Origin of the sequence: Microbacterium sp. K36 (assembly GCF_004794355.1) — a bacterium.
Lineage (GTDB): Bacteria > Actinomycetota > Actinomycetes > Actinomycetales > Microbacteriaceae > Microbacterium > Microbacterium paraoxydans_D.
Genome location: NZ_SSDN01000043.1, coordinates 1 through 9,406 on the forward strand (window position 1 = coordinate 1; position 9,406 = coordinate 9,406).

General features: G+C 71.3%; 10 protein-coding genes. 3 read left to right on the top strand and 7 right to left on the bottom strand.

Annotation, left to right across the window (positions count from 1 at the left end):
* The 7 genes from DW296_RS02890 to DW296_RS02920 form a co-directional block, all read right to left on the bottom strand.
* Positions 1-1,656, bottom strand: a 1,656-nt coding sequence (locus DW296_RS02890) for a DEAD/DEAH box helicase (RefSeq protein ID WP_136051014.1), incomplete at its 3' end; no start/stop codon positions are given.
* A gap of 24 nt (positions 1,657-1,680) precedes the next feature.
* Entirely contained in the window at positions 1,681-2,181 is a 501-nt protein-coding gene (locus DW296_RS02895; RefSeq protein ID WP_136051015.1) for a hypothetical protein, read from the bottom strand.
* Positions 2,178-2,741, bottom strand: coding sequence for a hypothetical protein (locus DW296_RS02900; protein WP_136051016.1), 564 nt, complete (start codon positions 2,739-2,741; stop codon positions 2,178-2,180). The genes DW296_RS02895 and DW296_RS02900 overlap by 4 nt, the downstream gene beginning before the upstream one ends.
* Positions 2,742-2,809: 68 nt before the next feature.
* Positions 2,810-3,181 carry a hypothetical protein gene (locus DW296_RS02905; RefSeq protein WP_025104036.1) on the bottom strand — a complete coding sequence of 124 codons (372 nt, stop codon included), beginning with the start codon at positions 3,179-3,181 and terminating at the stop codon, positions 2,810-2,812.
* A 110-nt stretch (positions 3,182-3,291) separates the two neighbouring features.
* Positions 3,292-4,005 carry a purine-nucleoside phosphorylase gene (deoD, locus tag DW296_RS02910; RefSeq protein WP_136051017.1) on the bottom strand — a complete coding sequence of 238 codons (714 nt, stop codon included), beginning with the start codon at positions 4,003-4,005 and terminating at the stop codon, positions 3,292-3,294.
* A 13-nt stretch (positions 4,006-4,018) separates the two neighbouring features.
* Complete coding sequence (locus DW296_RS02915; protein WP_136051018.1) at positions 4,019-4,678, bottom strand: DNA alkylation repair protein; 660 nt, start codon at positions 4,676-4,678, stop codon at positions 4,019-4,021.
* A 106-nt stretch (positions 4,679-4,784) separates the two neighbouring features.
* Positions 4,785-5,822 carry an FUSC family protein gene (locus DW296_RS02920; protein ID WP_136051019.1) on the bottom strand — a complete coding sequence of 346 codons (1,038 nt, stop codon included), beginning with the start codon at positions 5,820-5,822 and terminating at the stop codon, positions 4,785-4,787.
* Between the two features lie 101 nt (positions 5,823-5,923).
* Here DW296_RS02920 and DW296_RS02925 point away from each other — a divergent pair, with 101 nt between their 5' ends.
* The 3 genes from DW296_RS02925 to DW296_RS02935 all read left to right on the top strand — a co-directional run.
* On the top strand, positions 5,924-6,379 hold the full coding sequence (locus DW296_RS02925) for an SRPBCC family protein (RefSeq protein WP_136051020.1): 456 nt from the start codon (positions 5,924-5,926) through the stop codon (positions 6,377-6,379).
* A 241-nt stretch (positions 6,380-6,620) separates the two neighbouring features.
* Positions 6,621-6,839 carry a hypothetical protein gene (locus DW296_RS02930; protein WP_136051021.1) on the top strand — a complete coding sequence of 73 codons (219 nt, stop codon included), beginning with the start codon at positions 6,621-6,623 and terminating at the stop codon, positions 6,837-6,839.
* A gap of 68 nt (positions 6,840-6,907) precedes the next feature.
* A partial coding sequence (locus DW296_RS02935) for an ATP-binding protein (RefSeq protein ID WP_168428963.1) occupies positions 6,908-9,406 on the top strand: 2,499 nt, incomplete at its 3' end.

A 9,406-nucleotide genomic window follows, 5' to 3' on the forward strand; every position in this document is an offset into this window, starting at 1 on the left:
GCCTGTCGAAGTCTGGGTCCCTGAGCCTGTCGAAGTCTGGGTCCCTGAGCCTGTCGAAGGGTCCAGCAGATCGAACGCCGCGAGGGCGAACGGGGAGAGCGGCTGGTTGAGCGCGAAGTTGGGTTGCAGGTCGACCGTGAGCCGGACGCCCTTCGGCGCTCCGGGCACGCCCGTGTCGAAGGTCTCCACGACGCCCGATTCGCGGAGCGTGCGGAAGATCGCGAGGGCGCGGAGGGCGAGCGCGCGCTGCCGGGTGCGCGACTCGTGGTTGTCGAAGACGAGCCGGCGGACGTTCCCGAACACATCCCCGCCCCGGGCGATGACGTTGAGCAGCATGGCGCTGGTGATCTGCATGTGCGAGGTCAGGGTCTCCGGCGTCGCGTCGATGAGCTTCCGGAACGACGGCTCGCCCCACGACACGAAGCCGTCGGGGGCCTTCTTGCGGATGATCTTCCGCTTCTTCTTCGGGTCGTCGCCGGCCTTGCGGATTGCGGCGAGGTTCTCCGTCTCGTGCTCCGGAGCCTGGGCGACGACGGTACCAGCGGTGTCGTAGCCCGCGCGCCCGGCCCGGCCCGCGATCTGGTGGAACTCCCGCGCGTTGAGCTGGCGCATCCGCGTGCCGTCGAACTTCGTCAGCGCGGTGAGCAGCACGGTCCGGATGGGGACGTTGATGCCCACGCCCAGGGTGTCGGTGCCGCAGATGACCCGGAGGAGACCGCGCTGGGCGAGCTGCTCCACGAGTCGGCGGTACTTGGGCAGCATGCCGGCGTGGTGCACGCCGATGCCGGCCCGGAGGAAGCGGGAGAGCGTCTTGCCGAACGCCGTCGTGAAGCGGAAGCCGCCGATGAGGGCGGCGATCTCGTCGCGCTGCTCACGCGTGGCGACCTTCGTGCTCGACAGGGCCTGCGCCCGCTCCATGGCCGCCGCCTGCGAGAAGTGCACGATGTAGATCGGCGCCTGGCCCGTGTTGAGCAGGTCGTCGATGGTCTCGTGGATGGGCGTCGTCTCGTAGAAGAAGTGCAGGGGGACCGGGCGCTCGACTCCCGTGACCGAGGCGGTCTCCCGTCCGGTGCGGCGCGTCAGGTCGGCGGCGAGGGTGGTGACGTCGCCGAGGGTGGCCGACATCAGCACGAACTGGGCTTGCGGGAGCTCGAGGAGCGGCACCTGCCAGGCCCAGCCGCGGTCGGGGTCGCCGTAGAAGTGGAACTCGTCCATGACCACGAGGCCGACATCGGCGGCGTCGCCCTGGCGCAGCGCCAGGTTCGCGAGGATCTCCGCGGTGCAGCAGATGATGGGGGCGTCCGCGTTCACGGCGGAGTCTCCCGTGACCATCCCCACGTTCTCGGCGCCGAACACGTCGGCCAGCGCGAAGAACTTCTCGCTCACGAGGGCCTTGATCGGCGCCGTGTAGTAGCTCCGGCGTCCGCCGACCAGCGCGGCGAAGTGGGCGCCGACCGCGACGAGCGACTTCCCGGTGCCCGTCGGCGTGGACAGGATGACGTTCGCGCCGGAGACGATCTCGATGAGCGCCTCGTCCTGCGCGGGGTAGAGGCTGATGCCGGTCGACTCCGCCCATTCCACGAAGGTCAGGTACACCGCATCGGCGTCCGCCGCGTCGGGAACGAGCGAGGGTTCGAGCCGCGGCGTGGGAGTCATGGTCCTTCGATCATCCCATCTGCGTCATGTCGACGATCCCGTCACCCCGAGCGCGGTGAGCAGCTCGTACGCCGTGGAACGCGCGTGCACGATCACGGTGCCGAGCTGCGACGACGAGGCCGACACCGAGAGCAGGAGCTGGCCGTACGGCGCGAGGATGAAGCTCAGCAGTGCCATCTGGTTCTCGCCGATGGACAGCGACACGATGGCCGACAGCGTCGGCTCCGTCCCTCCCGCGATGATCTCGGCCTCGGCCCGCGCGACCCCGAACAGCGAGCCGTTCATCGCCGCGAGCTGCTCGCCGCCGTCCTGGTCGACGCCGAGGGAGGCGATGTGGAGGCCGTCCGCGGTCCCGAGGATCGCGGTCGTCAGCTCCGGGAAGCGCTCTTCCAACTGCTGCAGACGTGTCTGGGCCGACGGGCCGACGATCCGCGACCACAGCGCCCAGTTGCCGGCGACGTCGGGGTGCATGCGGGACGGATCGGGCGTCGCGGCGGCGTCCTGCCGCCCGGCGGGTCCGGTCATGGCTTCTCCTCCGGAAGATCGAGAGCGGCACCGGCGACGCGCATCACGCTGTCGCGGTCGCGCGCGTCGGCCGCGAGCACGCGCGAGGCCGGGATGCCGTGCCGCGCGAGCACGGGGGCGAGATCGCGGCGGATGTCGCCGATGGCTCGTGCGGCGCTGTGGCTGACGGCGATCGCGACGCGATGCTCCTCGCCCGCGAACACGCCGAGCCACTCCTCGGCGTCGGCGACGAGGGTGTCGCGGTCGCCACGCAGCCAGAGCAGCACCCGGGTGCCAGGGATCGAGACGCGCTGTCGTGCCGAGGCGAACCGCTGCTGTCCCGGGATGCCGATGAGCGCGATGGAGACCTCCGGCGTCGGCCGCCACGTCCCGTAGTCGAGCCCGACGGTCGTCGTGGTCTTGCCGTCCCCGCTCGCGAGCGACATCGGCACGTCGGTGTCCACCGGCGGGACGTCGCTCAGGGCGCGGACCGCGGTCGTCTTGCCCGCGCCCACAGGACCGGCGAAGATCACCCGGTACCGCTGAGGCAGGTCGGTCCGTCGCCGACGCGGGCGCCTCATCGTCCGCTCCACGGGACCGCTCTTCCGCTGTCGCCCTCTCCCGAGGCCGCTCCCCACGGCCCCATGGATCACGCGCCGAGGGCGGCGACCCGGCGGTTCACCGAGGAGCGCAGCAGAGCGAGGTTCGTGGCCTGGCGATCGGCGGCCAGGTAGATGAACAGGTCGTCGTCGAGCATCTTGAGCAGGTGCAGCTGCGTGTTCAGCGTCAGCAGCATGTCCTCGAGCTCGCCCTCGATGCCGAGGGCGTCGATCGTGCGCTTCTTGTTCTTCACGATCTCGCTGTTGAATGCGCTCGCGACCTCGAGGTCGAAGTCCGGGCGGACGGAGCTCGACGCGAGCGGCAGCCCCGATTCGAGGTCGACGATCGACGCCCCGATGAATCCGTTGATGTCGCGTTCGATGTCCGCGAGCAGCGCGTTGAGCTGGTCTTGCGTGGCCATGGTTCTCCCCAGTCGTCTCCGTCGCGCGCAGCAGCGACCGCCCTGTGCGGTCGTCCCCAGCGCCGCGCGACCTGTGAAGTGTATAACGTTACTCGGCGAGCGGGCCAGTCTCAGACCGAGGTCGCCGCGCGGAGGGCGATGCGGACCATGTCGCCGAACGTCTGCTCGCGCTCCTGGGCCGTGGTCTCCTCACCCGTGACGATGTGGTCGCTGACCGTGCAGATCGCGAGGGCGCGGCGCCCGTGGAAGGCGGCGAGCGTGTAGAGCCCCGCCGCCTCCATCTCGACGCCGAGGATGCCGTGCTGCACGAAGGGGGCGGTGAGCTCCGGACGGGTGCTGTAGAACTGGTCGCTCGAGAACAGCGGCCCGACGTGAACCGTGGACGAGAGGGGCTCCGTCTCGCTGGCCTCCACCGCCGCGCGCAGCAGGGCGAAGTCGGCGAGCGGGGCGTAGTCGAGGCCGTGGAAGCGCACGCGGTTGATGCCGGAGTCGGTGCTCGCGCCGTTCGCGATGATGATGTCGCGCACCGCGAGCCTCTCGGTCAGCGCGCCGCAGGATCCCACGCGGACGATCGTCTGCACGTCGTACTCCGTGAACAGCTCCGTCGCGTAGATCGCCATCGACGGCTGCCCCATGCCCGAGCCCTGGACGGAGACTCGATGCCCCTCCCAGGTGCCGGTGAAGCCCAGCATCCCGCGCGTCTCGGAATACAGCTCGGCGTCGTCGAGGAAGGTCTCGGCGATCCACCTCGCCCGCAGCGGGTCGCCGGGGAACAGCACGATGGGGGCGATCTGACCGGGTTCCGCGGCGATGTGGGTGCTCATCCGCTCAGCGTACTCAGCCCTCGCGACGGCGGACGATCTCCCCGATCCACAGGGGCGCGAAGGGTGAGGTGCAGCCCGGGGCCGTGGGGTAGTCGGCCAGGACCCGGAGCCGCTCGCCGATCTCCACCGCCCGCGCTCGCAGGTCCGGATGGAAGATGCCGATGTTCGCGAGGGTCTCGTTCATGGCCCACTGCAGGCGCGGCGGGGCCTGCTGCAGGTCGCGCTCGATGAGGTCGAGGAGGTGCGACAGGTCGAGGCCGTCGGCGTCCTTCGTCACCCGGACCGTCGTGAGCGACCACGCGGCGGCGGCGACGGTGGGATCGGCGTCGTCGAACCAGCGCCGGCGCAGCTCCTCGGCGAGGGGCGACTTCTTGAGCACGTAGTTCACGAACCAGTCGTTGACCTTGGGTGGACGGGTCTCGCGCAGCATCGTGTCGAGCTCGTCGGCGGTGAAGTCGGCCGGGCGGCATACGAGCAGAGCCAGCAGCCGGGCGGACGTCTCGCCCGTCGCCCACAGCTCCCGCGCGAGGGGCTGGTCGGTCTTGATGCGCTTCGCGAGAGCGCGCATCCGGCTCAGGTTGATGCCGTGGTCGTCGCCGCGCTTCTCGTTCGCCGCGCGCTGCTTGGGGTCTTCCAGCGCCGCGAGCTCCGCCAGCGCCTCCTCCACTGTCATCCCGCCAGGGTAACCCCCGTCGACCCACCCCTTTCGGTGCCTCCCGGCCCCCTGCGGACGCACGCACGGGGCCGGGAGGCGCGAAAGGGGGTGGGTCGGCGGGAGGTCAGTCCTCGTCGAGGAGTTCGCCGCGGATGCGACGGAGGTCTTCCATGAGGGAGCCGACGAGGATCCAGTGCTGCGAGGACGGCGGACGGATCACGAGCGGAGCCGTGAGCGCAGGGATCGCGGAGGTCAGCGGCTCGGGCTCCGCGGAGGGCGCCGTCGTCTGCACCGCGAGGCGCACGTCGTGTCCGGCGCGGCGGAGCTGCTCGGCGATCGCGGCCACCGCGGGCTCCTCGCCGAGCCGGTCGTCGTAGTGATCGAAGTAGGCGCGGGTCATGCCGATGGTCTGCGTGACGATGGGCGAGAGCCGGTCGAGCAGCGCCTTCAGCTCCTGCAGGTCGGCGCGATGGGTCGAACGCCGCGGATTCAGCGTGAGCGACTCCTCTCCGGCGGCGATGGCTGCCGCTGCGGCATCCTTCATGGGCCGCAGCAGCCGCACCTCGAGCATGAGCTCCTGGAGCCGCGCCGGCGTCTGCGGGGCGGGCAGCGCGTCCGCCAGGCGGTCGAGGCTCGCGGCGAGCTCCCGCCCGAGCAGCCCCACGTTCCGTCGCGCCGGCTCGACGAGCACCGGGGGCACGATCAGCGCGTTCACGACGATGCCGATCACCACCCCGATCAGGGTCTCCACGATCCGCGCGATCGCGTACTCCGGGCTCGACGACCCGAGCGCCAGCACGAGCATCGCCGAGATAGCGACCTGGTTGCCGGTGCCGGGGGACGCCCGGAAGATCCACGCCACGAGCATCGCGACGACGATCGCCAGCAGCACGATCCAGCTCGGCGAGCCGAGGAGCAGGCCGAGACCGACCGCGATGACGACCCCGACGATCACGCCGATGCTGCGCTCGAGCGCCTTCGACAGCGACTGGTTGACGCTGGGCTGCACGACCAGGAGCGCGGCGATCGCGGCGAACACCGGCAGCTGCCCGGGGAAGACCCAGCCCGCGATCAGCCACGCGGCGATGGTCGCCGCGGCCGACTTCACCACCTGCAGCAGGGGCGAGCGCTGGGAGGCGCGGATCGCGGCGGGGATGCGCATGACCTCCACGGTAGTCGCGCCGATGTCAACCCCATCGCCCTTCTCTCGCCCAGCAGGCTGAATGGAGGCACACGAACGACGAACAAGTGAGGAGCATCCCCATGGTGCAGATCATCGAGACCATCGACGTCGACGTTCCCGTCCGCACGGCGTACAACCAGTGGACGCAGTTCGAGAGCTTCCCGAAGTTCCTCGACGAAGTCGTCTCCATCACGCAGATCGACGAGACCCGCACGCACTGGAAGGTGAACGTGGGGGGCGCGGAGCGTGAGTTCGACGCCGAGATCACCGAGCAGCACCCGGATGAGCGTGTCGCGTGGAACAGCGTCGGCGGCGAGACCGAGCACGCGGGCGTCGTGACGTTCCACAAGCTCGACGACAACACGACGCGGGTGACCGTCCAGCTCGACTGGGCGCCGGAGGGGCTGCTGGAGAAGGTCGGCGCCCTGGTCGGCGCGGGATCCCACGCGGTGAAGAAGGATCTGAAGAACTTCAAGGAGTTCATCGAGGGCCGTGGCGTCGAGACCGGCGCCTGGCGCGGTGACGTGGACGCCTGACACCTCTGCTACGAGGCCCGGGACCGCTGTCGGCGGCCCGGGCCTCGTCGCGTGTGAGGAGGACAGGCTGTCGCACGGGGTCAGGCGGGTGGGCGCACCAGGAGCCTGATGCGGCGCGGGCGCCTGTGTCGGCATAGGGAGCCGAGGGCGAGAGGGACGCGGAAGATAGGGCATCCGTCCGATGTCGAGGGGATACCTCAGAGCGGAGTGTAGGGATACACCGAACCGTCGAGGAGACACCATGTTCGAGCACCCCTATCTCAGCCACCAGGTCACTGTCTTCGAGCAGGAGCAGATCGAACGCGCGGTCGCCCGGCGCCGGATGCTCCTGGAGCACGCGGATCAGATCGTGCCGCGTCCGGCGGGTCCGCTGCGCCGGTGGCTGCGCCGCCACGGACGGCGGGCGTCGGCGGCGCGGGCGTCGCACGCAGGAGCGTGCGATCCGGCTCTCGCGCGATGACCGACGGCGTCGTGCTGTCCTTCCCCTCGGGCCCTCCGGATGTCCGAGGGGAGTGGCACGATGGGTCCATGGCCCCAGCCCCCACCGCCGCGATGGTCGGGCGTGACGCCGAGCTCGCCGAGATGCGCCGCCTGTTCGACGGCGTGCGCGCGGGCGTGCCGGCTGCGCTTCTCGTCGAGGGCGAGGCGGGGATCGGCAAGTCCCGCCTGGTACGGGAGTTCGCCGCCGAGATCGCGAACGCCGCCGACGTCCACGTCGGCTGGTGCCTCGACCTCGGCACCTCGCGCGCGCCGTTCGGGCCGCTCGCCGGCATCCTCCGCTCCATCGTGGAGCGCATGGGCGCGGACCGCGTGCGCGAGGCGGTCGGCGTGGGCGTCGAGGCGCTCGGCATGCTGCTGCCCGAACTCCTCGACGCTCCCGCGCCCCGCGACCGCACGAGTCCCGAACGCCTGCGCGACGCGATCGCGTCCCTCATCGAGGCCGCCACGGAGCTGGCGCCGCAGGTCGTCCTCATCGAAGACCTGCACTGGGCCGACGACTCCACGCTCGCGATCCTCTCCTTCCTGCTCCGCACCCTCGACCACGGCCGGTTCCTGCTGCTCATCACGTGCCGCACCGACGACGTGCGCCGGGGCGATGCGGTGAGCCGCTTCATCGGCGAGGCGACGCGCGCGCGACTGCTCGAGCGGATGACGGTGTCGCGTCTCGACGACGATGCGGTCGGCGAGCTCGTGGCCCAGATCACGGGCCGCGCGCCGACGGCGACGGCCCTGGAGCGGCTGCAGGTGCGTGCCGAGGGCGTGCCCTTCTTCGTCGAGGAGATCGCCGGGTGCGCCCAGGGGCCCCTGCCGGAGAGCCTGCGCGACCTCCTGCTCGCCCGCTTCGACCGCCTCGGAGACGACGCGCGCCGCGTGGTGCAGGTCATGTCCGGCGCGGAGCGACCGCTCACGGATCCTCTGCTGCTGCGCCTCGTCGAACTCCCCGAAGACCGCGTCGAAGACGCCGTCCGCGAGGCCGTGCGCAGCGGCATCATCGTCGTCGGCGAAGACGACTACGGATTCCGGCACGCGCTGCTGCGCGAGGCCGTGCACGACGACCTGCTGCCGGGCGCGCGGGCACGCCTGCATCGCGCCTACGCCGAGGCATTGGAGGAGGGCGGAGCTGACGACGCGGCGGCCCTGGCGTACCACTGGCAGCTCGCACAGGACGACCGTCGCGCCATCGCGGCCGCCGCCGACGCCATGCGGCAGGCTAAGGCCCAGTACGCCTTCGCCAGCGCGGCGCGGTTCGGCGAGCTCGTCCTCGAACTCTGGCCCCTCGTGCCGGACGCGGAGGAGGCGACGGGGTTCGCGCGCCTCGACCTGCTCCATGTGCTCGGTTCCGTCCTGCGCAACGCCGGCGACGGCGAGCGGGCGCTGGCGGTCGCCAACGTCGCGCTGAGCGAGGTCGATCAGGCGACGGTCGACCCGCGACTGCACGCCCGACTGCTGCGGAACAAGGCGCTGTACCTCGTCAACCTCGGTCGTCTCGGGGCGATCCCACTCCTCCAGGAGGCGCTCGCGCTCGCGGAGCGCGTCGACGACGACGTGTTCCGCGCCGAACTGCTGAACCAGCTCGCGAGTCGCCGCATGGTCGCGGGCGAGCGCGAGGAGGCCATCCGGCTCGCCGACGAGGCCGAGCGTCGCGCGGCGGGCGCGTCCACGACGGATCAGCTCTCGATCGCGGCGAACGTCCGCGGCGGGTCGCTGGCCCACCTCGGCCGGGTCGAGGAGGGGGTGCGCGAGTATGGACGGGCGCGCGACCTCGCCGCCGGATCGACCGCGGAGATGCGCTACCGCGTCAACTACTCCGACCTGCTGACGCTGCTGGGCCGCTACCGGGAGGCGGTCGCCGTCGCGGAGGAGGGCCTGCGGCGAGCCCGCGAGCTCCGCGTCGAGCGCACCTCGGGCTCGATCATGGCGCAGAACATGATCGTGCCGTTGCTCGAGCTCGGCGAGATCGACCAGGTCGAGGACATGCTGGCCCGGGACTTCCTGCAGGGCACGCTGCGGGTGTTCCGGATGTACGTGAGCATGACCCGGGTGCGGGTGCTCGCCTGGCGGGGCCGGGCCGCGGAGGCTGCGGAGACCCTGCAGGAGTGGCTGCCGGCGTTCGAGGAGACCGGAGTCTCGGAACGGCAGATCTGGTACGACCGGATCACGATGCAGGTCGCCGTGGCGGAGAGCCGGGGCGACCTGCGCGGCGCGCTCGACGTGATCAAGGAGATGCTGGACGACGACCGGCCGGCGTTGCTGCATCAGCGCCGGCTGCTCCTGGAGGCGGGTGCTCTCGTGACGGCGCTGCGGGCGGGCGGCGCCGACGTCGGAGCGACGGCCGCGGCGGTCCGGGAGGCCTGGGAGGCGCAGCCGCCGGAACTCCAGGACGACGCGTGGTCGACGGTGCTGCATGCCCTGCTCGACCCGAGTCCGGCCGCGGTCGACGAGGCGCTGAGCCGCACGGACGGCGACGACGTGCCGGCCACCTTCCGCGTGGTGCTGCGGCTCGAGCGCGCCCGGCTGCACGTCGCC

What these genes read in the sequence shown, in the direction of transcription:
- DW296_RS02900 (WP_136051016.1), bottom strand. Translation starts at nt 2,741, where the DNA reads ATGAGGCGCCCGCGTCGGCGACGGACCGACCTGCCTCAGCGGTACCGG.
- DW296_RS02905 (WP_025104036.1), bottom strand. Translation starts at nt 3,181, where the DNA reads ATGGCCACGCAAGACCAGCTCAACGCGCTGCTCGCGGACATCGAACGC.
- deoD (WP_136051017.1), bottom strand. Translation starts at nt 4,005, where the DNA reads ATGAGCACCCACATCGCCGCGGAACCCGGTCAGATCGCCCCCATCGTG.
- DW296_RS02930 (WP_136051021.1), top strand. Translation starts at nt 6,621, where the DNA reads ATGTTCGAGCACCCCTATCTCAGCCACCAGGTCACTGTCTTCGAGCAG.
- DW296_RS02925 (WP_136051020.1), top strand. Translation starts at nt 5,924, where the DNA reads ATGGTGCAGATCATCGAGACCATCGACGTCGACGTTCCCGTCCGCACG.
- DW296_RS02920 (WP_136051019.1), bottom strand. Translation starts at nt 5,822, where the DNA reads ATGCGCATCCCCGCCGCGATCCGCGCCTCCCAGCGCTCGCCCCTGCTG.
- DW296_RS02895 (WP_136051015.1), bottom strand. Translation starts at nt 2,181, where the DNA reads ATGACCGGACCCGCCGGGCGGCAGGACGCCGCCGCGACGCCCGATCCG.
- DW296_RS02915 (WP_136051018.1), bottom strand. Translation starts at nt 4,678, where the DNA reads ATGACAGTGGAGGAGGCGCTGGCGGAGCTCGCGGCGCTGGAAGACCCC.